Origin of the sequence: Nostoc sp. (genome assembly GCF_036919895.1) — a bacterium.
Classification (GTDB): Bacteria; Cyanobacteriota; Cyanobacteriia; order Cyanobacteriales; family Nostocaceae; genus Nostoc.
The window spans coordinates 1-26786 of sequence record NZ_JBALBW010000030.1 but is presented as its reverse complement, the minus strand read 5'-3'; the positions used below and the strand labels follow the sequence as shown (position 1 = coordinate 26786).

Annotated in this window: 17 protein-coding genes and 1 pseudogene; 7 read left to right on the top strand and 11 right to left on the bottom strand. The window is 38.2% G+C overall.

What is annotated here, in order from left to right:
* Positions 1-61: 61 nt before the first annotated feature.
* Positions 62-1339 carry an MFS transporter gene (locus V7K55_RS05295; RefSeq protein ID WP_334828925.1) on the bottom strand — a complete coding sequence of 426 codons (1278 nt, stop codon included), beginning with the start codon at positions 1337-1339 and terminating at the stop codon, positions 62-64.
* Between the two features lie 169 nt (positions 1340-1508).
* The gene (locus V7K55_RS05290) at positions 1509-2147 is read right to left on the bottom strand and encodes a hypothetical protein (RefSeq protein ID WP_334828923.1); all 639 of its coding nucleotides are present in this window, start codon (positions 2145-2147) and stop codon (positions 1509-1511) included.
* Between the two features lie 85 nt (positions 2148-2232).
* Between V7K55_RS05290 and ureG the strand changes: the two genes are divergently transcribed.
* Positions 2233-2829, top strand: a complete 597-nt coding sequence (ureG, locus tag V7K55_RS05285) for an urease accessory protein UreG (RefSeq protein ID WP_100901384.1) — start codon at positions 2233-2235, stop codon at positions 2827-2829.
* A gap of 62 nt (positions 2830-2891) precedes the next feature.
* Here ureG and V7K55_RS05280 read toward each other — a convergent pair whose 3' ends face one another.
* On the bottom strand, positions 2892-4757 hold the full coding sequence (locus tag V7K55_RS05280; RefSeq protein WP_334828921.1) for an ABC transporter ATP-binding protein: 1866 nt from the start codon (positions 4755-4757) through the stop codon (positions 2892-2894).
* Positions 4758-5004: 247 nt separating this feature from the next.
* Here V7K55_RS05280 and V7K55_RS05275 point away from each other — a divergent pair, with 247 nt between their 5' ends.
* The 3 genes from V7K55_RS05275 to V7K55_RS05265 all read left to right on the top strand — a co-directional run bounded on the left by V7K55_RS05275 (position 5005) and on the right by V7K55_RS05265 (position 10147).
* The gene (locus V7K55_RS05275; protein WP_334828919.1) at positions 5005-5661 is read left to right on the top strand and encodes a nuclease-related domain-containing protein; all 657 of its coding nucleotides are present in this window, start codon (positions 5005-5007) and stop codon (positions 5659-5661) included.
* Between the two features lie 57 nt (positions 5662-5718).
* Positions 5719-6684, top strand: coding sequence for a caspase family protein (locus tag V7K55_RS05270; RefSeq protein WP_334828917.1), 966 nt, complete (start codon positions 5719-5721; stop codon positions 6682-6684).
* Positions 6685-6976: 292 nt separating this feature from the next.
* Positions 6977-10147: an AAA domain-containing protein gene (locus V7K55_RS05265; protein WP_334828915.1), complete on the top strand. Its 3171-nt coding sequence runs from the start codon at positions 6977-6979 to the stop codon at positions 10145-10147.
* A gap of 156 nt (positions 10148-10303) precedes the next feature.
* On the opposite strand, the gene V7K55_RS05260 is transcribed toward V7K55_RS05265, so the two are convergent.
* The 3 genes and pseudogenes from V7K55_RS05260 to V7K55_RS05250 all read right to left on the bottom strand — a co-directional run.
* The gene (locus V7K55_RS05260) at positions 10304-11506 is read right to left on the bottom strand and encodes an SUMF1/EgtB/PvdO family nonheme iron enzyme (protein ID WP_334828913.1); all 1203 of its coding nucleotides are present in this window, start codon (positions 11504-11506) and stop codon (positions 10304-10306) included.
* Between the two features lie 201 nt (positions 11507-11707).
* Positions 11708-12283 (bottom strand): single-stranded DNA-binding protein, encoded by a 576-nt coding sequence (locus V7K55_RS05255; protein ID WP_334828910.1) that lies wholly within the window; start codon positions 12281-12283, stop codon positions 11708-11710.
* Between the two features lie 362 nt (positions 12284-12645).
* A pseudogene (locus V7K55_RS05250) lies at positions 12646-12889 on the bottom strand (FAD-dependent monooxygenase); the annotation flags it as partial.
* A 183-nt stretch (positions 12890-13072) separates the two neighbouring features.
* On the opposite strand from V7K55_RS05250, the gene V7K55_RS05245 reads away from it, so the two are divergent.
* Positions 13073-14386 (top strand): ABC transporter ATP-binding protein, encoded by a 1314-nt coding sequence (locus V7K55_RS05245; protein ID WP_334828908.1) that lies wholly within the window; start codon positions 13073-13075, stop codon positions 14384-14386.
* Positions 14387-14644: 258 nt separating this feature from the next.
* Here V7K55_RS05245 and V7K55_RS05240 read toward each other — a convergent pair whose 3' ends face one another.
* The 4 genes from V7K55_RS05240 to fldA form a co-directional block, all read right to left on the bottom strand.
* Positions 14645-18355 (bottom strand): helicase-related protein, encoded by a 3711-nt coding sequence (locus tag V7K55_RS05240; protein ID WP_334828906.1) that lies wholly within the window; start codon positions 18353-18355, stop codon positions 14645-14647.
* The gene (locus tag V7K55_RS05235) at positions 18345-21461 is read right to left on the bottom strand and encodes a hypothetical protein (RefSeq protein WP_334828904.1); all 3117 of its coding nucleotides are present in this window, start codon (positions 21459-21461) and stop codon (positions 18345-18347) included. Before V7K55_RS05235 ends, V7K55_RS05240 begins: the two co-directional genes overlap by 11 nt.
* 398 nt (positions 21462-21859) lie before the next feature.
* Positions 21860-22612 carry an alpha/beta fold hydrolase gene (locus V7K55_RS05230; RefSeq protein WP_334828902.1) on the bottom strand — a complete coding sequence of 251 codons (753 nt, stop codon included), beginning with the start codon at positions 22610-22612 and terminating at the stop codon, positions 21860-21862.
* Between the two features lie 133 nt (positions 22613-22745).
* Positions 22746-23258 carry a flavodoxin FldA gene (gene fldA, locus V7K55_RS05225; RefSeq protein WP_334828900.1) on the bottom strand — a complete coding sequence of 171 codons (513 nt, stop codon included), beginning with the start codon at positions 23256-23258 and terminating at the stop codon, positions 22746-22748.
* Between the two features lie 21 nt (positions 23259-23279).
* On the opposite strand from fldA, the gene V7K55_RS05220 reads away from it, so the two are divergent.
* Positions 23280-23426 (top strand): hypothetical protein, encoded by a 147-nt coding sequence (locus V7K55_RS05220; protein WP_334828898.1) that lies wholly within the window; start codon positions 23280-23282, stop codon positions 23424-23426.
* 261 nt (positions 23427-23687) lie between these two features.
* Positions 23688-23939, top strand: coding sequence for a hypothetical protein (locus V7K55_RS05215; protein ID WP_334828896.1), 252 nt, complete (start codon positions 23688-23690; stop codon positions 23937-23939).
* Between the two features lie 144 nt (positions 23940-24083).
* Here V7K55_RS05215 and V7K55_RS05210 read toward each other — a convergent pair whose 3' ends face one another.
* Positions 24084-26612 carry a mannose-1-phosphate guanyltransferase gene (locus V7K55_RS05210; RefSeq protein WP_334828894.1) on the bottom strand — a complete coding sequence of 843 codons (2529 nt, stop codon included), beginning with the start codon at positions 26610-26612 and terminating at the stop codon, positions 24084-24086.
* Positions 26613-26786: the final 174 nt, after the last annotated feature.

Below are 26786 nucleotides of genomic sequence, written 5' to 3'. Positions count from 1 at the left end.
TCAATCAAAATCTGATTAATTTTTATATTAAATATAAATATAGATTATTAGCCTACATTAATTAAATTACGTCTTGCAAGACATTGCGGGTATTTCTCCAAGTCCAAACACCGACAACTGCAACCACGAAACTCATTGCGATCAGGACAATTCGTAAGCCAAACTCTTGATTTAACCAGCCTGTAATCGCCAGTGGTGCAGAAAGGGCGATGTTAACTGCATGATTTTGAAAGCCAAAGACCTTACCATGCATAATTGGTGGAGTCTGTTGTTGAATTAGAGTTTGCATTGGTACACCAATTAGGGAACCACTCACACCCAATAAGATACAAAATCCGATTGCTAGTACTTGACTATTGCTAAAGGGAACCAAAGCTAAAATCAGCGCCATACCTAAAAAGCCCATCAAAGGTAAAGGTTTGTGATGTGTTTTATCGCCCAAATGACCCAAAATGGCCGCACCAATGACTATACCGATTCCGACTGCGGCGATAAAGCGTCCAGATTGTTTGCCTTGTAAACCAAACTTTTCTGCTAAGGGAAGGGCAAGTACCATTAAAGCTGCAAAGACGCAGTATAAAACTGTAGTTTGCAACATGGCATTTAATACCAAACGGTTTTTCTTCAGGTAGCGTAAGCCTTCTTTAAAGTCAGCCCAAAGATCGATGCGATCGCCCAAAGCTTCGTTCGGTGATTTTTTCTCCCGAAAGTGAATCGGGAGCATAATTACAGCCGAGAACAGGTATAACAACGCCACTACTAACTCTGGGCCATACTCTTTAGCTATACCAGTTTCAGCCAAACTCAGCAGAGGATCTCCTAACAAAAAACCGACTATTAAAGCACCCATCATTGTGCTAGTAAACAGCGCATTGGCTGCTATTAAACCCTCTCGCCGCACCAGTAAAGGAATTGCAGCTTGTTCGGCTGGGGCAAAAAATTGGGTAATGGTGGAAACTGCAAAGGTAATGAGAAAAAGTATATGGAAATTCCTGGGTAAAAAGGCAAGTCCGATGACTAATAATCCGCGTAAAATATCAGAGCCTACCATAATTAGCTTTTTTGGTAAGCGATCGACAAATACACCTCCGGCTGAACCAAATAAAACTGCTGGTATAGTAAACGCCACCATTAAAATCGGGTACATCGATTCTTTTCCTACTCCCAAAGGAGGAAGGTAGATACTGTTTTTGTCTACTACCAAATCGACCAACATTAAAAAGAAGACTTTATCTGCTAACTGGGACACTAGTTGCCCAATCCACAGAAGCATAAAACTACGGTTTTTTAGCAGTGCGCCAAACCCGTTATTAACAGCAGCCGGTTCAGTTGGAAACATTTAGATACTTTCTTTGGGTAGATGGGGCATTGGGCATTGGGCATTGGGCATTGGGCATGGGGCATTGGGTATAGCTTTTATTGACTGTCCCCTGTACGCTGTCACCTGTAACCTCTTCCCTTCCACACTCCTAACTCCTAACTCCTAACTCCTAATTCTATTGTCCGGACTAATTTGCTTCATAGCGCTTTAACAGCATAAGCAAAAACTCAGCTGCTGTCAGATAACCTTTGGGTGGATAAATTTCAATTAATGAATCTACCCACCAGCCTTGTACAGTTTTGAGGGTAGATGCAGAGCGGCTTTTTGTCAGACATTTCCACATAGACAAATGATCGACTGCTGGTTGTGCATAAAAGTTATTCTGCCCACTACCCAGCAAACTAGAACTCCAATGAGTAAAATAATCATGACTCATCCGATGAATAGGAAAATTACCTTGTAGTGGTACTCCCCATCCATCTATAGCAATAAATGCTTTGACAGAACCACCCAAGAGTTGCCACAAATGTGCTGCTCCTATTGCCCCGACTACGCCAGCACTAAAGCTAATAAATATAATTGGTGATTTGTCGGTCAAGCGATACCTGCGGTGAGCTACGCTAACGCGCAAGAACTGCAAAATGTGCAAAGCTGATAAAACTAAAACATCTTTACCCGGATAAACCAGTATATTTGCGGAGTCGTAGGCGATCGCACCATCAGCAACCATATCTAATAATCCGACTGTAAAGCTTTCAGTTAATTCTGGCTCATGAATTCCAGGGCAAATAATTATACTTATCTCTCTATTTTGAAAATTGCTCATTTGAAGATAAATCTTTAAATCAAATATGATTCCTTATAGAACTTACAACTAATAACCATGTACCAAGGACAAAGGATAAATGACAATGAATGCATTTCGAGTAGGAGTTGCTGGCCCGGTGGGTTCGGGGAAGACGGCTTTGGTGGATGCTTTGTGTAAGGGATTGCGCGAGCAGTATCAGATTGCGGTGGTGACGAATGATATTTATACTCAGGAGGATGCTCAATTTTTAGTGCGTTCTCAGGCGTTGGCAAGCGATCGCATTTTAGGTGTAGAGACTGGTGGTTGTCCTCATACTGCTATCCGCGAAGATGCTTCGATGAATTTGGCGGCAATTGAACAGTTAGAGGAACGTTTTATCGATTTGGATTTAGTCTTTTTGGAAAGTGGTGGCGATAATTTGGCTGCTACTTTTAGTCCAGAATTGGTAGATTTAACAATTTATGTCATCGATGTTGCTGCTGGTGATAAAATTCCCCGCAAAGGTGGCCCCGGTATTACCAAGTCTGATTTATTAGTGATTAACAAAACTGATTTAGCACCTTATGTTGGTGCAGATTTAAGTGTGATGGAACGGGATGCTAAAAAAATGCGCGGTGATAAACCTTTTATTTTTACTAATTTGAAAACTCAGTCAGGACTTGCAGATGTAATTAACTTTGTTTGCACAAATATCTGTTGAAAAGAAAATGCTCGGCCCGTGTTCATGTAGTGGCAATTCATGAATTGCCACTACAATTTTAACTACAAAGCTCGTAGATGACGACTTCGTACCCGTTCAGCACTACCGGTAGGAATCGCAGCAATTAATTTTTGCGTGTATTCCTCTTTGGGTTCCAGGTAGATGCTTTCGGCTGTCCCTTCTTCAACAATTTGACCGCGATTCATAACTAAAATGCGATCGCTCATAAATTTCACTACACTTAAATCGTGAGAAATAAAAATATAAGTAAGCTGAAAGTCTGACTGTAACTCTTTAAGAAGATTTAATACCTGCGCCTGTACTGAAACATCCAGCGCTGAAACTGATTCATCACAGATGATAAATTTAGGATTTAACGCCAAAGAACGGGCTATGCAAATCCGTTGGCGTTGACCGCCAGAAAACTGATGCGGATAGCGGTTAATCGCATCTGCACTCAACCCCACCCGTTCTAAAAGTTCGATTACTCGCTGCTTTCGTTGTTGCTTGCTCTTACCAACAGAGTGAATTAACAACGGTTCCATCACCGCGTCCCCAACCTTCATCCGGGGATCGAGTGAACTAAAAGGATTTTGAAAGACTATTTGCATTTCCCGCCGCAGTTTTTGCAACGGTTCTCCTTTGAGGCTAGTAATATCTTGTTTCTCAAAAATAATCTGACCACTCATTGGTTCAATTAAGCGCAGCAAGGTTCTACCAAGAGTAGTTTTACCACAACCAGATTCTCCCACCAAACCTAGTGTTTCCCCTGGTTTGACATCAAAAGAAACGCCATTAACCGCCATATTGTAGCGTTTTGTCCCACCAAACACCCCGCGCACTGGAAAACCAACTTTCAGATTACGGATTTGCAGCAGGGGTTCCTTCTCGTTGAAGTTTGCCAATCTTGTAGCAATCTCTTCGGTGGTGACATCTATGGGTTGTGCGGGTTCTTTCGCCTGAATTACTACTTCTCCCGTTGCTGTTTCTTCTGCACTCATGTAGTCAGAAACAGTGAGTAGTTTTTGGGGACGGCGGTCAAGTTTAGGGCGACAAGCTATCAAACCTTTAGTATATGGATGCTGCGGAGTGCTAAAAATTTGTTCAGCAGTACCAGATTCGACAACTTTGCCTTTATACATCACCGCTACTTCGTCAGCAATTTCTGAAATTAACCCCAAATCGTGGGTGATAAAAATCATTGCCATATCACGGCTTTGCTGCAATTCTCGCAACAAATCCAAAATAGTCGCTTGCACCGTCACATCTAAAGCTGTGGTTGGTTCATCGGCAATTAAGATTAAAGGGTTGCAAGAAATTGCCATTGCAATCATCACCCGTTGCAACTGTCCCCCAGAAAGTTCATGAGGGTAGCGTTCCAGCATGGCTTCTTTGTGTTCTTTAACCAACCGTGCCAACTTTGATGGCTCTGGTTTCGGTGAAGTTTCGGTATACTGCTGCTGGATCTCCTCATCACTAGGTAGAAGTTTTACCTCTTGTAGACCTGCGATCGCAACTTGTCGTGATTGGGCTGCTGACACATTTTGATGTCGCATAATCGCTTCTGTTAGCTGAAACCCGATGTTATAAACCGGATTAAGCGAACTCATCGGCTCTTGAAAAATCATCGCAATGTCGCCACCCCGGTGTAACTGCATTTGCTCAGGAGGCAATTTTACCAAATCGATGGGGCTGCCATTCTCCTGCGGACGAAACCAGATTTCACCGCCAGTAACTATACCGGGAGTTTGCAACAAACCCATTACAGCTAGGGCTGTCACTGATTTACCACTCCCCGATTCTCCTACTATTCCTAGAGTTTCACCCCGATGCAGCCCAAAGGAAATACCATCCAAAGCTCTGACTGTGTTGCCATCACCGGGAAATTCAACTTGTAAATTGCAAACCTCTAGGACAGTTTCTCTCATAGGAGTTGGGTAGAAATATTAACTTAAAATTATTCGATTTTAACAATAGTTTTGATGTGTTATGTCGGTAAATTTGGTTTTTACGCTCCTTGGCAGTTTTTCACCCACAACTGACATCACATACTTCCACAATATACACACATTTGCGATGTAGAACGGGTTGTAATTTTTCCAAATCGTCATTGGCTTATGGTATCCTCTTTTTTCAGAGTTCCAGTCTTTAAATAACAGCATTAACTACATAAAATTGCCACCACGAACAAAACAGCCAGGAGAGCAAATCCGTAAATTGCTTAAGGAGCGTCGCCAGTCTGCAATGCTGAGTTATGCTTTTGCAGTGGTTGTTCTAATGGGGGCGGTACTGTTATTCAGCATCTTCAGAACTTCTTTTGTGGGGATGTTGCTCTCGCTGGGGGCATTGGTAGGCTCATACAAGCTGTATCGTAATGGGCAATACTTGATGAAAAGAGCGGGTGATGCTCAACGCGGTGCTAAAGCCGAAACTGAAGTAGCTATATTATTGCGCCCTTTGGAACATCGAGGATGGCAATTAGAATACAACCTCCGAATTAAGAGATGGGGAGATGCAGATGTGGTGCTGCATTCTCCTCAAAATAACTGGTATGTAATCGATGTTAAATCTCATAGCGGCACTAAAGTTTATGAAAGTGGTCGTCTGCGTAAACGCTACGGCAGAAATACCTTTGATTTTGACGAAGGTGATTTGATAGGCAAAGTTAAAGGCCAAGCAACAGAAGTAAAACACTTAAAAACTGCACGGTGGGTAACTGCACTGCTTTGTTTTACAAAAGGTAATGTCGATATTCCTAGCAATGAGGTTGGCGGTGTTTATGTTGTAAATGCCAGTGATTTAGTTAATACTTTGTTACATTTAGATAAATAGCAGATATCCTCTGTAAAATCACTTAAGTATTACTTGTATACATGGAGTTAAATGAAAGTGAGCGATAAATTTACTCACGGTTATGCACTATTAATTGGTGTAGGGGAGTCTAAATATAGTAAGCTTTCACTGCCAGTAACAGTAAAAGATACTCAAGCAATTTATGCTGCTTTAATTGACCCGCAACTATGTGCCTATCAAGATGATAAAGATCATATTCGGGTGCTAAATAATCAAGAAGCAAATAAAGCAGCTATTCTAGATGGATTGAATTGGTTAAAAGAAAAATCAGCCACAGACCCAAATGCAACGGTATTTGTTTATTATTCAGGACATGGCTGGATAGATAAAAATACACAACATTATTATTTACTACAACATGATGTTAGACCAAATAAACTTTCTAGTTCTGCACTTGCAGCCGAAACTTTCACTAATGCATTAAGGCAAATAAAAGCAGAACGTTTATTAGTTGTGATTGATAGTTGTCATGCAGCAGGAATGGCAACTTCTAAAGAGGCTGATTTAGAACTAGAAGAAGAATTTGAAGATTTTATTCGCGTTGCTCCATCTAAAAGTTTGATTGATGATTTGAAACAAGGCAAAGGTAGAGTAGTTTTTACTTCTTCTGAAGGTGAGCAACAATCTTGGGTAAAAGATGAATCAAGCAGCATCTATACTTATCACTTTCTCGAAGCTTTGCAAGGTGCTGGAAATCAGCCCGGTGATACAGAAGTTCGGGTTTCTAATTTAATGAATTATTTAGGTAAAACTGTGCCTGAAAGTGCGCGTAAGCTGTTCAATGCAGAACAAATTCCGCATTTTGATATGGATGCAGGAGATTTTGTAATTGCCAAACTTTGGGGTGGTAAAGGTTTACCTGATAAGGGATGGGATGAAGTAAAACCCCAAGCTACACAAAAGATTAATAAAATTGCCGAGACGATAAACCAGTATGGAAAGTTTATCACGAATATTAATGAAGCTCATGATCTGCATATTGGTGATGTGTACAACAAATAACTGCTGCGTAAAATATATATTTGGCGTAATTTTTATTAGTATCCCAGTTAATTAATAATACATAGAAAACTTAAATCAGTAAGGCAATCTGGAGGTAATTTTGAACGCAGCTAGCAAAGTAGATGCAATTATCAATGCGTGGTTCGATTACATTGCTTTGGATGATTACAGCAACGCTAGGATTGAAGCAGCTAATCAGGATACGGTAAAACAGCGTGGTGTCAAGCTAGCGAACGACCATGTATTGATTGAGTCAACCATTTTTTTAGAACTGCAACAAAAAGTTTCCAAAGTGCAACAAGGTCAACAGGAAACGGTGTGGGCATTGTCTTTCCCCCAATTTATTGATGTAGACAAGGGAAAATCTTTTTTCTGTCCTCTGTTTAGTTTGGATGTAACATCTATCCTCAAAGGAGAGTACCGAGAAACTGGGTGGAGTCTTGATGAGTTAAAACTAATGGAAGCAGGAGATAACCTAGCCACCTTTCTTGGATTGGATGATGAACAACGTGAACAGTTGATTACCCAAGATGGACTACGACGATTTCTTGAAACCACATTTGGGCAAGAATTTCAGATATATGAGGAGTGGATGCAACACGTTACGATACCTCGTCGCTACCAAATTCAACGACAGCCATACTTGTTTGCGTTTACAGGAGCAATATATTCTAGGAATCTCAAGCAAGACTTGAAAGAAATTAAATCAGGTTCCAAAAATTGGTTAAAACTAAGACATCCAGCTTATGAATATTTGTTCGGTTTGCCTCAAATCCCAAAACACGAAGTTACTTATATGGGTGCTTTCCCAACCCACGCACCAACTAAATCGCAATCAACAGCACTCAAACACGCCCAAACCGAACCGATGACGGCTGTCCAAGGGCCACCAGGTTCTGGGAAAACCACTCTTATCCTTCATCTCATTGCTCAACAGGTAGTCCAACGCGCACTCGGTCTGATTGAAACCGACCAAGACATTAATAACTTAACTGTTATTAGTAGTACTAATAACAAAGCTGTTGAAAATGTCATTGACAAGTTAGATGATTGGTTAAAAGATGAATCTTTAGAACATGATTTTCTCTATCTTAAAGGAGGAAGTAAAGTTAATATCCAATCTACTGGTGGCGCTTTAGAACATTTACAGCAAGCACTAGACTATTTACAAAAGAATAATTTTGACAGAAGCTGTTTTGATACTCTAAAAAAGCAAATAAAACAAATTAAAAATGAGTTAAAGGCTGAAGAATCTAATTTTTTAGAAAAACGTCGCCAAAGAATCTTAGATGAAAAAAGACTTACTGAAATTTTAGAAAAAATACAAACATTTCAACAGTATTTAGAAGAAATATTAGATGCCAGAACGAGCTTTCAGAGACGAGCAGCACAATTATCCGACTATGACAAACTTCCAGTAGAAGCTTATAGACAACTTGAGGTCATACTAAATAATGCTAAAATGCGACTACCGGAAGGAAAAATATCTTGGTGGAAGAAGATATTACTTTGGTTTTCTGGCAGAACAGAAAGACAGATTTTGACAAAAACGGCTGAAATCTGTCAACCAGCAATTTTAAACACTGTTAACACTATATTTCCTATCAAAGTTATTGAAACTCGCAATGATTTAATTCAACAATCATGGTTAGTTAATGAACGACTAGTAAAAGCGGATGAGTTAAAGACTGTAGCAGGAAGATTACAAAACATTTCTGGAGATATTGTAACTACAGAGCAAAAAAGAGATGAGGCAAATCAAGAGTTAGTTTTTTTAAGAAATAAATTGACTACTCAACTAGAAGATTTTTATGATTACTTTAATAAAAAGTTTCATAAGCAGCAGCAGGAGCTATTTAAGTTATCGCAGAAATTGCTTACTCAACAAGCACTATGCTATAAAGATCGTGTAAAACCTTCTTTGGAATTATATTCAAATGTTCTTTCTGGAAATTGGAAAGATAAAAATAAAATGGCAGAAAATCTAAATGAGCATCTTAAAAATGTGAGTTTATTTTTTCCTGTCATTACTGGCACATTGCTTTCCATCAGAAATATACTCCCTTGGGTTAAGGAATGTGTTGACCGCACAATTGTAGATGAAGCGGGAATGATTCCTCTGCATCAAACATTTCCCTTATTGGTGCGATCGCGCAAAGCTATTATTGTAGGTGATCCTCTACAAATAGAGCCTGTAATCACTCTCAGTAACCAAAGACGCGATGATTATTGCCAAACAGCGTTTATTGGCAGGGGATTAACTGAAATTGATTACCATCGTTACAGCCCAGAGGAAGAACATAGCGCTACTAGCTATCATCGTGCTGCTGGAGCAACTGGAGAAGACAATGATAAAGGTCAAGGGATTTGTTTGATTGAGCATTACCGTTGTCAACCTAGCATTATTGAATATTGCAATACTATTGCTAACTATGGATTAGAAGTAAAAACAGAATCAGTTACTTCTTTATTAAACTCACACTTAGTTGCTTACCATGTTGAAGGAAATATTAGAAATAATGTTAATGATGAAGAAATTTCGGCTGTAATAGATGTAATCCATCACTTGCAAAAGCAAGGTTATTCATTACAAGATATCGGTGTTATTTCTCCTTTCAATGTTCATGCTAGGGCTTTAAGAGAGGAGCTAACTCAAAAATTCTCTGGATTAGACAAAAAATCTGTTGGGACAATTCACACTTTTCAAGGTTCTGAGAAAAAGGTAATTATTTTATCTACAAAAGTGTGCGAAAGACAAGATAATGTTAACTGGCTTAATAAGCGCCCAAACCTACTTAATGTTGCAGTATCCAGAGCAAAAGAACTATTTATTTTAGTTGGAAATCTTCACAGATTAGAAAAAGGTAAGCTTACTCGTCAGCTTATTGAACACATTGGAGAGTATGGAGATATTTTAGATTACAAAACTGAAGCTGAAATACCTCCGCAGGAGCCTGGAGCTACTCTAGTTTATGATTGTGAGCATTTAAAAGTTTTTAGAGAAGCTCTTGAGCAAGCTGAAGAAGAATTGGCAATTGTCACGCCTTGGATCTGGGGTAATGAATCAAAACTGTTTGTGAATGATATTGTTTCAGCTTTGGAAAAAGGAGTGAAAGTCAGATTAATCTATGGTAGTAAAGGTAGTGAAGAGAATGATGGAAATGATGCTCAAATTGAAAAAGATTTGGATAAATTGTTTTCTCAATATCCAGGTTCGCATTTAACTTGTTTAGGCAAAAAAATACATATAGAAAGTAGGGGAACTAATGAAAAAATATTGGTTTGCGACACTAAATTTGCTATTGTCGGAAGCTGGAATTGGCTTTCTCATCCTTATAGAAAGCAGTGTAGTAGAGCATCAATAAATTCCAAGGTTCAAATCCGCAGAGAGACAAGCATACAACTTTCTGATTCATTGTCTATCGAGGAGATAAAAGCGAGAGTTTTTCAATTAATTACATAATATTTTGAGAATTATTGTAGGGTATGTTAAGCATATATTTTCGATATACATTTCGTTATTAAAAATATTGTTTCAAGCGCTTAACACACCATTTTGTCGAGGGTGCGTTAGGCTTTAGCAATAACACACCCTACTTAAAATTAACTATATTTACATCTAAGAACAGACAACCCTAAAACCAAATTCTTTATCACTCACACTCGAATTTTCAGAAAAGCGAGATGCAGAACGACACAAGTTAGGCGGAGAATCCCAGGAACCTCCCCGCAAAATTCGGTATTCTGAATTTCCATCATTCAGCCAAGAACTACCATCTAATGGTGCGCCTTGATAGTCTTCGTGTTCACAGTCAGCGCACCACTCCCAGACTAACCCGTGCATATCACAGATTCCAAATGCATTGGGTAGAAAACTACCAACCTCTGTTGTCTGCTGCTGAAAAATACTATTAATATTTTCACTTTGTACAAAATGGTTTGCTAAATTCGGTGTAATTATTTTGCCAAAATGAAATGGAGTTGATGTTTGGGCGCGACAAGCATATTCCCATTTAGCTTCACTAGGTAAGTGATATTTTCTTCCTGTTTCTCGTGAAAGTCGCTCACAAAATTCTTGTGCATCATACCAAGAAACTCTTTCTACAGGGAAGTTATCTCCCTTAAAACAAGATGGTTCCAGTTTAAGACAGCGTTTAATTTTTGGCAGCTTTGCAATAACTCTCCACTGTGCTTGAGTAATGGGATATTTACCCATAAAAAAGGGATTTAAAGTGACTATATGCTGGGGACGTTCATCTTCAAGTGATTGATATTCACCTTGAGGTGCGCCCATTTGAAATTTACCACCAGCTATAGAAACCATTTCCAATACAATGCCATCTAATAAATTTTCTATAAAATACTCAGCTTGTTTAAGACAACGCTTAGTTTCTATTCCTTGAATGTCTACAGTTATGACTTCAAACTCGAATTGTGTAATAGCTGGTAGGATTGAAGGAGTAGATTGTTGTTTTTGTAAATTGCTTTTTTCTAGTAAATCTTCATTTCCAGTTTGAGATAGAAAATTAGTTTTAACATAATTTTCTTGAAGAATTTTTTCTGGATTAATACCATGAATTAGCTCCGTTAATACTTCTTGAATAACAGCTTTGATCGTTTGGGCATCTGTATTATAGTAAGTGCGATCGCCAATATGAATATCCTTACCATCAGCAATATTTATAATATTTTTGCCGACTTGTAGGACTTTCTGATTATTGCTATTTTTCAGCAATTGTCCTAATAGTAAAATATCTTTATCATCTTGAATCCCATCGCGGATACGGTCAAATATGCCAACTAATTCGTCAGATGTAGTCATTTACTATAAACTGAAATGCTGTTCAAAAAAAGTATATCGTTCTCTATCCTTGACTTCCCACTGAAGTCAATGATGTTTACGACAAGACGTAAAGCGTCAACACAGACAAAAAAATAGCACATCCTAAAGGATGGCTATTTGTAGAAATTGTCTAATCGTAATTGTTAGTTATCTTCTTGAATACATGCTCAACTACCAACTTTAGAAGGGAATATCATCTGGATCTGGTTCTTCCGCTTTCACTGCTGGATAAGTAGTTCGCTCATAATTTGTGGATTGGGGTATGGGTTCGTAACTTGTCGCTTGGGGAGCCACGCCAACAGGATTTGTAACCGGGGTAGGTGCTGGACGTGGTGACTCGTAATTAGGAACGTCTTTTTGTGGAGGACGAGATGCTGAAGATGGTTGTTGGGAAGCAGTTTCAGTGAATGATGGGGTTATGTTTGCTGAAGGCAATGGATCGGTATTAAAACTACCTCCAACAGGTTGAATCTGTTGCACCGTCAATTCAGCACGTTTTTCTTTAAAACCTTCTTGACGTTCAACAGTATTCATAGTTAAACGTCCTACCAAGATGACGCGATCGCCTTGGTGGTAGTTTTGCTGAATTTCTGTCGCTAAATTCCCCCAGCCGACAACTTTCAGCGTGGCTGGCGGATCTTCTGGTTTTAGGGAATTGGGAAACTGCACCAGCATTTCCGTAACTCCCAGATTATCGGCTGTATAGCGGAGTTGCGGCTCATTAATAATTTCCACCATCAAAACGCAGCTGTTCATTAAAATTACTCCTGACTGCAAAAAGTACTGATTGAGAAAGAGGGGGTTTTTCTATGTAGTGCCAATTAATATCTAGATATGTTTAATTGTTCGCATTTTTTAATAATGCCTGAGTTTTTAGTTATTTCTAGCATAAAAGCCAAGCGATCGCTTTGAACAGCATTGTGTATGCCGCCCGCCACCTTCGCTTGACTAAATGAGCATTGAATTCTGCATTGAGTAGTATAATTGTACCACTCATTGAAAAAATATCAAAAATTCTTGCAAAAATTAAGTCTTGACGTGAACTGGAAAAACACCCAAGGCGATTAACCTTCCTGGGAGGTCGCGCAAGATGGGTAAGCGCAAAAACGCAGGTGGGACAAAGGTGCAATAATTTCCATTACCGACGGATGAATCGGATCGCCGCGAAAGTCGCGATCGAAGTCTTTGTGTGCTTCCAGCAGCATCACAGAAATGCCTTGACGCGCCAACAACAGCGCCATAACTGCTCCTGCTGTCCCCCCCACACACAATGCAACAATCTGTGGTTTGTAGGTCTACAATGTCATGGATAGGGTTAACCCTTGGGTCTTGGGAAAGATTTTTAGGTACATCGGTAGTTATCACAACACCTCCTGACAGCCCTAAAATTCAGGATAGTTTGCTTTTTATACTCCAATCTGTTTTTTTAACTTTTCGTATTTACATAGAAGGTGTATTATGATTGGCGCTAAACTGTCATTGGTCATTGGTCATTAGTCTAATGCCCCATGCCCAATCCCCAATTCCTAATGACAATAATTAATTGTGTCCCAAGTTATTTTAGAAAACGTTTATAAAAGTTTTTCCGCGCGGAAAGGGGAAGGTGTAAGTTCACAAACCCAATCTTCTCTCATGTCTGAGGATAAAACTGATGTAGTGCAAGAACGTGCGGGAAGTGTTAATGTCTTGCGACGGATTAACCTGACGATCGCAGATGGCGAATTTATGGTGCTGGTAGGCCCTTCTGGTTGTGGTAAAAGCACTCTGCTGAGATTAATCGCTGGGTTAGAAACGATGACTGGCGGTAATATCTGGGTAGGCGATCGCTTAATCAATGACCTACCACCCAAAGAACGCGACATCGCAATGGTGTTTCAAAATTACGCCCTCTATCCTCACATGACGGTATATGACAACATCGCCTTTGGGTTACGCCGTAGGGGAGCAGAGGAGCAGGGGAGCAGAGGAGAAAGTACTCCCTCATCTCAATATCTTCGGGCGTGGGCAGAAAATCTTTTTGTGGGGGCGACAAAAAAGTTACCTAAAGGACTGCGCTACATTTCTGACAAAGAACGGGCAGTGGATCAACAGGTGCGTAGTGTTGCTCAACTGTTACAAATGGAAACATTGTTGAATCGCTTACCCAAACAGCTATCTGGGGGACAAAGACAACGAGTTGCATTGGGACGAGCGATCGCGCGTGACCCCCAAGTATTCTTAATGGATGAGCCGCTTTCTAACTTAGATGCCAAACTGCGGGCGGAAACCCGCGCTCAAATTGTCAAATTGCAGCGCCAACTGGGGACAACGACGATTTACGTTACCCACGATCAAACAGAAGCGATGACAATGGGCGATCGCATTGCAATTATGTCTGAGGGTAAAATTCAGCAAGTTGCTTCTCCTTTAGAACTTTACAACCGCCCTGCCAATCTTTTTGTCGCAGAGTTCATTGGTTCACCACCGATGAATTTTATTCCTGTAGAATTTCATGCCCCACAGTTGATTACTCATTCCCAGTTGCGTTTCACCCTCCCAGAAGTCTGGGCAAAAGCTTTACAAAAATATGATGGGAAAACTCTAATTTTAGGTATTCGTCCAGAACACTTAAACTTGAGTATGCCTGCTACCAAAAATCTACCAGTACAAGTAGATTTGGTAGAGAATCTCGGCAACGATTCCTTTCTCGCTGTTAAGATTGCCGAACCTGGTTCTCAACCTGCCACTACAGCCAATTACCTACAAGTGCGAATCCCACCAGACCGATTTGTCCAACCTGGTGAGCAACTATGGTTATCGCTAACTCCAGAGAAAATTCACTTTTTCGACCCGGAAACTGAGTTAGCGATATTTCCCTAAAACTATCCACGTCTAATTGGTAAAATACGAACTCTGGATTGGGTTTGATCAACAGTGACCAATGCGCCTGTCTCTAGTGAAGACTCAAACTCATTCAGGGCTGAAATGACTAGATTTTCGATACTGTTTGGCAAAACATCCTGGGTGTGAACCTGACGCTGGGAGTATCGACACCTGTCGCAGCTAGTAGGGAACCGAAGTTTAAAGCGATCGCTCCCACAATACCTCATCATAAATGCGATCGCATTTCATTGTAAATCAATCTTCTTGAGAAAGAATTAAATTCAAAATACTCATTTCTTTGGATTGAAATATTTGATTTTCATTAAATAGGTTTTTTCCTAGTTTATCCATTGCGCCACTATTGAAAACCAGATAAGGAATATTTTGATAATTCGAGTCAATGGGTAAAATATTATATGCTAAAGCAAGCGTAGAAACGTACCGAGCTAAAATATCCCGTAAAGACACATTATCAATTCTTCTCTCATTTTCAAAATAGTCTTCAAAAGCCTGGAAAGATAAAAATGTCTGTATAGGTAAAGCATAATAACGTTCTGGCGAAAGAGAAGTTTGTGTTAATTTTTGTGAACGTTCTAATTCACTAAAAAGCGTTTTAGTTAAATCTATTAAAGAATAAGCGGAACTAATAATTTGTTGTGGATATTTTCCTGATTTTACTAATAATTGAACTTGTTTAATAAACTCTTCATTTCGCTCCTTATCGATAATTTTTTCTAAGTCAATATAATTAGTTTCTTTAATTACTTTTTCTGATAAAGGTACAATAAGTAAACTACCCCTAACATAGGTTTTTTCAATTGGTGGCAGACTCAGTAAGTTATCAAGGCTAGTCTCTATTTTTGATAAGAAATTAAATCCTATTGAAAGATAGGATACGTTTCCGACCTCCGAAAGTGATTTATTTTGAGAATGAGGGCTGATTTGAATTTTTTGAACCGAAAGTAATTCGTATAAATTTTGTTCTATATTTTTTAATATATTATCTCCAGGTTGTTTTTTGACCTCTTTCTGAATGTGCCGTAATAAAGTAGCCAACGTACCAATAAATGTCTCCCCTGCTTGGCTAATAGCTTTACCACCAATAGGAATAATGACGTATCGTTTTCTACCAATTTCCCCTGACCCCATAATCCGGGTCATAATAGATGCCTTCAGGATAATCAAAATATTTAATACATTCAGGCAAGCTTCTTGTAATGAAAGTTTTGCAAGATTTTCTGATTCAGCAGCACTTAAACTTTTGCCATTTTCATCTACTTGTTTTGGGTAGTATATCGCTTTGTCAGACAAGTAAAAATTTAAATATTTACTACCGTGGTCTAGTTCGCCACCTCGCCCACGATAAATTACTTGTATAATTTCCATCAAATTTTGCTCAATTTGAAAGCCAGGTATCTGTACAAGAATATGCTTTGTTTGGGGGAAAGATAAACCTCGTGATGCCGAAGCAGTCATAAAAACTACTTTGACTGTATTTTGGTATTTCTGAATTTCAGCTTCTTCTTTATCTGATAAACTAGCATGTATTTCTAAATATTCTTGATGCAGAGTAAAGTTGGATCTTCGCTGAGAAATTTTATTAATTAATTGCTTGAGAGTATCTTTATTTTGGATATAAACTATAATTTGTCCATCATTGCCATCTAGCAGTTTTAAAATATCTTCTTCAATTTTTTCAGCTACTTTAGTATCTAAAGTAAAAGTTTCATCTGTAATATTGTCTGAGCTTAATGACTGGATAAATACGTGATAATTAAATATTAGCTTGTCAGCTGGGTAAGAATTTGCATTTATCAGAGTTGCAGACTTACTCAAAAATTCAAATTCATTAAACGATAAAGATTGACCAATGGAATCTGAAACTTGTCTAACAAATATTTTATCTCCCTGAATTTGATTGAAAGAAAGATGATTTTCAACTACGTCTTGTATTGTCAGTGATGCGTCAGCAGTAATCACTTTCAAATTAAAGCCGTATTCAGGGTTTAACAAATCATATTCATCAACAAAATCTAAAACGCCATGTAAAAAAGCAACTCCCTCTTGGGAACCTGTAATTTCGTCAATCATAATGAAAATATTTTTCATCCGACTGGCGATTTCTTTCATTTTCTTTGAAATAACTCCAGGAGGCTTTTTGGAGGAATTATAAGCACTACTAAATATTCTGTTCAGATGTTTTAAAGTATTACCGTACCGAGTTTCCTTTAAAGATTGCATTGAGGCTGTAGCAATAATATTATTAGGTAAGTCAGGATTAATGATACAGGTGTGAATTGCTTCACACAAACTTGCTAGGACTCCAACCTCATGGCCTTTTTCTACTTGTACCAAGTTATCTGTGCGTCTAGCAAAGCGACTGGGAGAGTGAGATATTTTGTCTTTTAAAGTTCTAGCATCTAAAAATTTTACTTGCCCTATTTGATGTTCCTCAGTCAGGTTATTATTATAGTACTCAACAACATAACCTCCATTGGCTTCATCAACTATTCTTTTATTGGTATTAATACAGATTAAATTATCAGAAACTAAATTTAAGCTATTTTTTTGTGTAAACTTGTCAATAATATCTCGGTTCACCTGAATTCTAGGACTGACATATATTAGGAGTGAACCCTCATGTAAGTTGTCAATAATTTGGTTTGCAACTCCTGTAGTTTTACCAATTCCAGGATTGCCAGTCAAAAATAGCAATGGTATTCTAGAGTCTGCAAGGGTTCGTTGTATCAACTCTGCATGAGCGTCTCTAAATTCTGTTGCTTTGAGGTCTAGCGATCGCTTAATAGATTCAGGTACAATACCTGCTGTATTAAAAAAATGCTTTCCCGCTTCAAATACTTCAGTAGTTTGGATATAATTTATTGTATCTTTTTTGATTTCAACTATATCTTTGACAAATCTGCTGCCATCCTGAAAATTTCTAGCTGCATTACTTTTAATGACTTCAAGTAACGTGTTGCGGCTATCGTTTATATCTTTGTCACTCTTATTTTTATATATTTCATAACAATTTTTTAAGATTTCCAGGCTATTTTGAGCATTGTCTTTTTCTTTAGTCAAAGCAATGCCGTTAATCATTCTGTCACTATAGCCAAAGCAATTAAACTTAACTGCATCAGTTGGTAATATTTTACCCGACGACAACAAAAATTTATAAAAACTCCAAGCATAACTACAAGCTTGGATAACCTTGACAGCTTCTTTGTCTTTAGTCTTGAAAGCACAGAAGAAGCGAGTCAATTCTTTAGAATATATCTCGTTAAGTTTATTGTTATTGTCGCTACTATTTCCGGTATCGATACCGAGTCCACAAAAACTAGACTTGGAACGCACATAATTTAACTCAGTATTTAATGATTCTACCAGACTTTGAATGTTATTTAAGTCAGTTACAGAATGAATAGCTGAAGTTGTAAAAGTGGATAAGTCTACAACCAAAATTCGATACTTACCCATATACCGCAGCAATAAGAGAGTATCTGCTTTCAGAAATTCCCCACCATCCATATAACGACTTATATCGACATTTTCAAATCCCTGAATTTCTAAAATTTCCTTGTAGCAGTCATGAGGATATCTCTCTAAATTTTTGATGCCAAAGGCATTTTCATTGTGAAAATCACACTGAAAATAGATAATTTCTATTTTGCTTTTAATTAGCCAGCCAGATGCTTCTATATATTCTCGCACAAAGCTGTAGCCTGAAGTCCATCCTTTTTGAATAAATAATTTTACCCAGTCTCCAATAATTTCTTGATGAGATTTATCTATGAAATTATTAGCTATAGCCTTTTGGATATTATGCAAAGATAACTTACTTAAAGGCTGAAGATAAACATCGCCGTAGGAATGTTTTAATTTGGAATGCTGAAAGTAAGTTAAAATTCCTATATTAAAACTTATTTCAAATACTCGTCCTAAGTTAATGCCTAAATCATTTGCCATAAAGTGCACTCCTAATTTCAGTCAAAAAGGCTAAATTATTAAACTTAACATTCTTCACCGAGTAAGTATAAGTAGATATTTTACCAATACCTTCGTCACCAATTAGCTTACTGTAAGGGTTCAGCTTGAGAGCAATGTTTATATTTACTTCGTATCGAGAAAAATGAAATAAAGCAATGTATTGTAAAATAGTTTTTTGTAAAGGCGAATCTTTATCTAATAACCCTTCTATAATATCTTTAGTATCACCTACGTCATAAATATTTAATAAAGTACTGTAACAAACTACATTATTAAATATAGTACGTTTTTTATCTACAGAACGTCCTGTAAACAGGTTGAGAAAAACTCTGGTTTGTTGGCTTTTATCCAAAGATAACTTCTCTAATTCTTCAATATCAGGAATATAAAAGGAATCAGCTTTACCTTCAACCAAGTTGATAGCAGGATAGTTATCCATAAATATTGGATACAGCTTGATATCTGGCTTACCTGCTTTAAGATACTGAACTACATCCTGAGACATGAAAAATAATGAATCTGGGTCTGAGTCTAATTTAGTTATACCCAAACTTCTGGTATGAGGAGCTTTTGCTATGTATAGAAAATGGCGATAACCTTGTTGGTAAAGTTTGCTGATTTCATCTCTAACAACCTCTGATTCTGTAGATATTTTAGAATGAGGTTGATTATCTGCAAATGTTTTGATAGGTTCAACCTTTACTGCTGTGTCAGATACCTGATTAATAACAATAATTTCGCCATATATATTTGAAATTGTGACAGGTTTATCTTTCTCATCCCAAACTGCATCACTCAACCAGCTAGAAACAACAATAATTGCCAGTTTATCCAGTTGAGCTTGATAACCTTCTTTCAACTCGAAAGTTTTAGGAATCAAAGCGTACAAGGATGATAAGGCATTTTGTTCTTTATACTTATCTATTTTTTTTATATTTTTTACATTTAGTCCTTGAGCATCAGCCATGCAATCTCGACGAAGAATATGTGCTAATGCTTTTGATAAAGAATTGAGAAAAACTTCATCTTCTGTTGTTTCCTGAGTATCTTGGAGATGAAATCTAAAAATTGGAAAAAAGAGTTTTTCTTGCTTTTCGCTATCTAGACTAATTTGCTCTCGACAAATACTAATACACAAGTAACTTAATAAAGTGAAGACTTGCTGATATATAGTAGCTTCTGATGATTGAGTGTTTTTAAATATTTCTTCTCTTACTTCTTTGGATTTATAATAAATAACTATGATTTTTTCTTTCGCAAAGTAGTTATCATATATTCCATGAGATATAGGTTTACCATCTTTCTCTCCGATTGGAGAAAATATTACAGGTAATCCTTTAATACTTGTGATATCATACTCCATCGACAAATTTTGCTTATCGCTATCTGTAAAATAGCGAACATCATCAAAAGTAAAACTGACAGATAATGAACTAAGAGATTGTTCATTTACTGTAGGTGGTAAAACCTCCACATAAGCCAAAGCTTCTTTAGCTCTAGCTTTCAACTGTGATTGGTTTTGTTGATTTAAATCAAGTTTCAAAAAACTACGATTATTGATAATTTTTGAGACGCTTTTTTGCAAAATTTCTTTATTAATACATAATTGTACTCTTTTAGAAAAAGATGGCAATATTTCTTTTTTATTAAGAAATGTTTGCAACAGATTTCTTAAAGCTGCTAATTTCCGTTCGACTTGCCAAACATCCTTAATATCCTTATTACATATCAAACTTTTAATTTTGATTAATAAATTTTTGACTTCCTCATCAGAAGTTTCACCCCCTTTCAATTTATTCAAAACATCCGTCTCAAATTTGGGAATAGGATTATAATCTTTATCAGGTATCTTACCTTCTTCATCGACAGCGAAAACAAAATAATAAAGACAAGCAATTCTCAAAACCTTCTCTTTAAAGTTCTTGGCTTGGACTGGCTCTTTTAGTTGGTCGATATGACGCAGACTGTTGGGGTCAAGTTCAGTCATATAATAATTTAGGACTGAATTTTTATGATAAGAATTTACAGAACCATTGAGCTTTAACCTCACACCCAAGTTGAATTCTTTGATACCTCTATCTTTATCTATGCTTTCTCCTATCATTCCTTCATACTCAGGAATAATAGGCAAGATATCAAAGGCATTTGCTTGAGAAAAGGCTGTCCGCAGATTAAGAGGCTTATCAAGTAAATAACTTACTTCATAATGGGGGTCATCTAAATTTGGATCGTTGATGTAATTTATCAATAATCTCAGCCGATTAATCAACGTTTCTAGACATTCAAAACCTTGTTTATTGGAATTATCTGGATTAGTTTTTGCACATTCTATCCTCAAATAATCCAAATAATCTATTTTGATATCTCGTAGTAGTCTCGGAAGAGATTCAGTATCTACTATTTTTTGGAATTCAGTAAGTTCAGATTCGTCTTTATCTGATATATTATCTAAAATTTCTGTCAGTTGTTGCCAATCTTGCGAATCGGGTTTAGTTATACTATCTATGTAGCTTTTCAGGCTATCTAAAAACCTGCTATTAAAATTAGATATGCCTTCAAATTTGATGTTCAAGTGATGAGCTTTTATGACTGAATCTGTACCCTTACGCCTCTCTTGAGCCAACCTATTCTCAATAACTAATCGCTGAGATGTAAAACTATAAGGCTTGTTAAAAGGATAGTTAAATGGTAACTCAGCTTGAGTACTAATAAAATTAGATAATGGTGTGCAAAGATTATCTAAGGAAGATTGAGTTTGGTTTTCTCCACAAGCAGTATCAAGTTGTTTTCTCAATTCATCTCTAATAGCTTGGATTTTAGAATAAAACTCTGTATCCGAAATAAAATTTACGGTTGCTGCTTTAACACCTATATTCTGGGTTAAAGGACTTTGTGGACGTAGTTCGGGATTGGTAGCAATTTCATAGGCAATATCATAAGCTGATATCCTGAGTTTCTTTCTATCTGGAGAAAATTTAAATAGTGGTTTTTGTTTAATTAATTCTAAAACTCTGTCTAGTGATGGAATGTAATCTAATTTTACTAATGGATTTGAGCTTTCCTCAATAGAATGTCTTGATGTCATGATGCAACCACTGTTTATAAATATTTCAATTTTGTGACTTACCCTGGAAGATTGAGGCGCTTAAACAGCAGCCAACAGAGTAAGCTGGTAGAATGAATTCTGAGTTTGTAAGACTTATCTTATAACCCAAAAATTTTAATTCAGCCATATCGCTAGTTTTGAAGACTTACGCTTATCTGGTGAATATTATAGTATGAATGTACCAAAAATCGACTTTGAGAAAAAAGTTTAAAATTCTTAATTTTTAGTAAAAATAGTTTATTAATCAATTTGCTAAAAAAGTGCTTTCAACTATAAAGTAGCGATGCCTACGGCGGCAAGCTACGCACTCAATACACCCAAATTTCACAAGTGCGTAGCCGTAAGGCTTGTCTTCAGACATCGCACTCTCAAAGTTACTAATTTGTAGAAGTGGTTAATGATAGTGCAGATGCTTCTACCAAATGCGGATGGTGGCGTTGCCAAAAACTCAAAATCTCTTCACCAACCTGTTGAGGATAGAAGTAGTGAAAAAAATGATATCCTTCTGGGCATTCCCAGAGTTTATCTTCTGGCTTCAACCAATTAAACCAGTCATGCAATGCAGTTGGATTGACTACCGGATCGCTCTTGCTACCACATACCATCATTGGCATAGAAACTCCACCCTTGGGTAAATAAACCAACTTAAATAAAGAGTGTGATGATGGAGATTGTTCTAAATCTTTATCTAAGGCGGCTACTAATTTCTTTGTGGTTTGAGGTGGTTGATTTCCAAAAAGACTGCGAACACTGCTTGCCAAAACTAGCTCACGGCTGATATTAAAAAGTTGTCGTTGAAAGTAATAGTGAGCTTGCCAATTGTTTGCAGGTTGAGCAGCTACAGCCAGCAAGGTGAGCGATCGCACTTTTTGAGGAAATCGCCGAGCAAAGGTTAAGGCGATCGCACCACTCATGCCATGTCCCGCTAAATGCACGGGGCGATCGCGGCATTCTAAAAACTCATACAGCAACTCCACAGCTTTATCTATAGAACTAGCTTCATCTTTGGTTTGCTGGTATTCCCACTGGGCGATTCTCATATACCCACATAAGTAATCGAGTAATGGTTCATCAAAACGCTTCAAAACAGGACTAGCATTTAACCACAGAACATCAAATGAATCAGACATAAATAACCTATAAATTCTAAATTATCAATTTCAGCTAAAAGGGTGGTTAGAAACCGCGTCTACATGGGTTAAAAAACCTTGATTTAAAGGCAAACTTTGTTTGTGTAGACGCGAATTCTATTGCCTTAACTTTCTACAAACCAAATTCTGTCTTCAACTGAGCAACCCAAGTTTTAATTCGCTCATCTGTTAAATCAGATTGACTACCTTGATCGAGTGCCAATCCGACAAACTTGCCATTTTTTAAAGCTCTAGATTGCTCAAAGTCATATCCCTCAGTTGGCCAGTAGCCAACAGTTTTACCACCGCGCTGGGAAATTTTTTCTTCCAGAATTCCTATTGCATCCTGGAAGTTATCGGCATAGCCATATTGATCTCCATCACCAAAATAGGCAACTAGCTTACCTTTAAAATCTATTTCATCCAGATCAGATAAAAAGCCTTCCCAATCGCTCTGAAGTTGACCAATATCCCAAGTTGGAGAGCCAATAATCAGCAATTCATACTCATCAAAAGTGCTAGTATCCGCTTCGTAAATGGGATGTAATGTTACAACATCACCACCAAACTCATCCCGAATTTTTTCAGCATCAGATTCAGTGTTGCCAGTTTGAGTACCGTAGAACAGACCAATTTTTTTCGACATATTGTCACCTGGTATATAGATTTGCAATTTTCCTTAGAGATGGTGCAAAGCACCCGCCAGAGGCGATCGCAACATGAAATAGCTGAAATTTACTGTGGCTTAATGAATATCTATCTCAAAAAGCCTGAAGATATCCTATCAGACTTATTGATAATATATAGCAATTAGTAGAGGTTAACTTTTGTAAAGGATTTCAGAAAACAAACCGAAAAGGTGGGCGGTGATTCATTTCACCCAAACAATGAGTGGGCTAAAAGACAAGTTATTGTAAGTGCCTTACGATCGCCTCACAAAAGATTCCAGATAATTACTGGTTTCAAAAATCACTTCGGTAAAGCAAGCTAGAGGAAGTAAGTTTTGTGTGCATTTATGAAATTAATCCAAATACTAAAACTAGCCGTAATTCCTGTTTTGACTGTATTGAGCTTTGTGTCTACATCAAATACAGCACTAGCTGACTATTTAACTAGTGAGGGGATAGGAGGTAATTTCCGTTATGAATTATGGTCTACCGATGATAATAGTTATTACTATTTGAAAGTTTGGTCATCTGAAGCAAGTCCAAAAAGTAATCCATACACCACAACTAGAGCATTCACCTCTACTAGTGAAGCTTTAATTTATTTTGATTGCAAATACGATAAGAAAAATTTACCAGAATGTCCGAATGTTCAAGAATAAATTTGAACCTTTATCAAAGCATTCTAGGAGGGTTAGCCATAGGAATTATATTTAATTTGTGAAAATTCGCGGTGTCCAGATCCCCGACTTCTTTAAGAAGTCGGGGATCTAATTTTTCACGACTGATTAATTACGAATTACGAATTACACTTCGGCGGGTTGATATTCTTGTTGTCTTTCCACAAACGACTGCACACGGGCGCGGTAATTTCTTACAGTTTCATCTACCCATTCGCGATCGTTGCTGTTTGCATACAAATGCACCAGTGGTTCGCTAGCATCTGGTAAAACTAATAGCCAACTATCATCATAAGGTTGACAAATTTTCACTCCATCAATTAATTCTAGATTTTGGGCTGGGTGAGTTTCCACCAAGTAACGCATCAAAGCACCCTTGGCTGTCCACGGACAACGGACTGTATAAGTTTTATGAATTACACGGGGCAATTCCGCTCGCGCAGCAGCGAGACTCCGCTCCTGTATAGTCAACATCTCAATTATCTTTGCAATGCAGAACATGGAATCAAAGCCTGGATGCAGTTGTGGGAAAATAAAACCAGTTTCTCCACTACCTCCCAGCACCACATTGGGATTTTTTTGACAAGCTTCCATTAAAGCTGTCGGGTTGGCTTTGGTGCGAATCACTCTACCATCGTGGCGACGAGCGACTTGTTCAATAGCGCTAGAAGCATGAACTGGGACTACTACCGTTCCTCTGGGGTTAGCCGTCAAAATCATGTCTACCATCAGTGCTGTTAAAGTTTCCCCACGAATTGGGTAGCCTGATTCATCAACTAAAATCAGCTGTTCACCATTAGCTGATACTTGCACACCAAAGTTAGCTTTCAATGCTTCCACAACATGACCTAATTGAGTCAACAATCCTTCGCGGTCAGCTACGGACATAGCTGTTTTATTGACACTGGCATTCAATACGACTGCATCAGCACCAAATTTATCCAACATTTGGGGTAAAACTGCCCCTGATACGGCATAAACATAGTCAATCACTACTTTTGCCCGACTGTTACGGAGTGTATGAACATGCAAAAGCTTCTCAAAAGCAGTGCAGTAGCGATCCATCACTTGGCTGGGGTAAGACACATCGCCAATTTCATGAATTAGCGCCCGCCGCATATCTTCTTTAAAGTAAGCCCCTTCAATTTTCTTTTCCAGGGCTTTGGAGATATTAATGCCCTTAACATCCATAAATTCAATCAGAATGTAATCAGGGCGATCGGGGTGGACGCGCACATGTATACCACCAACTACCGACATTGTGGGTATAACCGTGCGGGCGATGGGGATAGCTGTAGCATCGAGGTTTTGAATATCAATACCTACTGACATTAAACCAGCAATGAGCGATCGCGTCACCATTCGAGAAATATTACGTTGGTCACGAGAAACCGTTACCTTAGAACCAGGTTTTAAGGTAGATCCGTAAGCAGATCCCAATTTCACGGCGAATTCTGGGGTGATGTCGATATTCGCTAATCCTTGAACACCGCGTTGTCCAAATAAATTTCGCTGGGCGGTGTTTCCCCAAATCAAGTTAATGTTTAAAACTGCCCCTGACTCAATCTTTTTACTGGGCCAAACGCGCACACCTGGACTAATTTGAGCTTCTTCTCCTACCGTGGAAAGGGAACCGACAACAGCAGCTTCTAATACTTGAGCGCGGCGGTCTACACGAGCGCCACGGGAAATCACACAGGCAGAAAGAGCCGCTTCATCGCCAATAAATGCCCCATTCCACACAATCGGACGTTTGAGATTCGCATCAGCGCCAATGGTGACATTATCTCCAATTACGGTTCCTGCCTCAATCTGGACTCTTGCACCGATGCGACAATTGTCACCAATCACTACTGGGCTTCCAATCACAGCCGTCTGGTCTATGTAAGTATTTTGACCTACCCATAACTCATGAGAAACTTCTTTGTAGGGAAAATCCAGTTGCACTTTCCGATCTAATGCGTCATATTGAGCTTCGCGGTAAGCATCTAAGTGACCAACATCACACCAGTAACCTTGAGCAATGTAACCGTACATTGGCTCATCTTTTGCTAGCAGTAAGGGGAATAAGTCTTTGGAAAAGTCGCATTCAATGTTTGCTGGCAGATATTCCAAAACTTCTGGTTCGAGAATGTAAGTGCCAGTGTTGACGGTATCGGAAAAAATTTCACTACTAGAGGGCTTTTCTAAAAATCGCCGAATTCGTGATTCCTCGTCGGTAATCACCACCCCAAACTCAATTGGGTTGGGAACTCTCGTCAAAATCAAAGTAGCTTTTGACTTATTTTGTTTATGAAATGCGATCGCAGCCGTGAGGTCAAAATCTGTTATGCTATCACCGCTAATGACTAAAAAAGTTTCATCCAGAAGTTCGGCAATGTTTTTCACACAGCCTGCTGTACCCAAAGGCTGATCTTCTTCGACTGCATAAGTCATCTGAACACCAAAATCGCTGCCATCTTGAAAATAATCTCGCAAGACATCAGGTAAATAATGTAGTGTCGCAATAACTTCTGTAATTTGATGTCTTTTGAGGAGATTGATTATATGTTCGGCAATTGGTCGATTTAGAATCGGTACCATCGGTTTGGGCACATCGCAAGTTAACGGGCGAAGCCGCGTTCCCGAACCCCCTGCCATCAGTACTGCACGCATAAATTCTCCTTAACTGCTTGAAAACGTGTCAGATAAATTTTCTTCTTCTTTCTCTAGTCTCCTATGGATATCGATATTTGAGGAACTTCCACAAGATGCATCTGTATTGGGGATTAGGGATTAGGCAGAAGAGGCAGAGGGGCAGAAGGGCAGGGGGGCAAGGGGGAAAATTAC

What these genes read in the sequence shown, in the direction of transcription:
- fldA (WP_334828900.1), bottom strand. Translation starts at nt 23,258, where the DNA reads ATGTCGAAAAAAATTGGTCTGTTCTACGGTACTCAAACTGGCAACACT.
- V7K55_RS05280 (WP_334828921.1), bottom strand. Translation starts at nt 4,757, where the DNA reads ATGAGAGAAACTGTCCTAGAGGTTTGCAATTTACAAGTTGAATTTCCC.
- V7K55_RS05210 (WP_334828894.1), bottom strand. Translation starts at nt 26,612, where the DNA reads ATGCGTGCAGTACTGATGGCAGGGGGTTCGGGAACGCGGCTTCGCCCG.
- V7K55_RS05240 (WP_334828906.1), bottom strand. Translation starts at nt 18,355, where the DNA reads ATGGCAAATGATTTAGGCATTAACTTAGGACGAGTATTTGAAATAAGT.
- ureG (WP_100901384.1), top strand. Translation starts at nt 2,233, where the DNA reads ATGAATGCATTTCGAGTAGGAGTTGCTGGCCCGGTGGGTTCGGGGAAG.
- V7K55_RS05230 (WP_334828902.1), bottom strand. Translation starts at nt 22,612, where the DNA reads ATGTCTGATTCATTTGATGTTCTGTGGTTAAATGCTAGTCCTGTTTTG.
- V7K55_RS05260 (WP_334828913.1), bottom strand. Translation starts at nt 11,506, where the DNA reads ATGACTACATCTGACGAATTAGTTGGCATATTTGACCGTATCCGCGAT.
- V7K55_RS05255 (WP_334828910.1), bottom strand. Translation starts at nt 12,283, where the DNA reads ATGAACAGCTGCGTTTTGATGGTGGAAATTATTAATGAGCCGCAACTC.
- V7K55_RS05290 (WP_334828923.1), bottom strand. Translation starts at nt 2,147, where the DNA reads ATGAGCAATTTTCAAAATAGAGAGATAAGTATAATTATTTGCCCTGGA.
- V7K55_RS05235 (WP_334828904.1), bottom strand. Translation starts at nt 21,461, where the DNA reads ATGACATCAAGACATTCTATTGAGGAAAGCTCAAATCCATTAGTAAAA.
- V7K55_RS05295 (WP_334828925.1), bottom strand. Translation starts at nt 1,339, where the DNA reads ATGTTTCCAACTGAACCGGCTGCTGTTAATAACGGGTTTGGCGCACTG.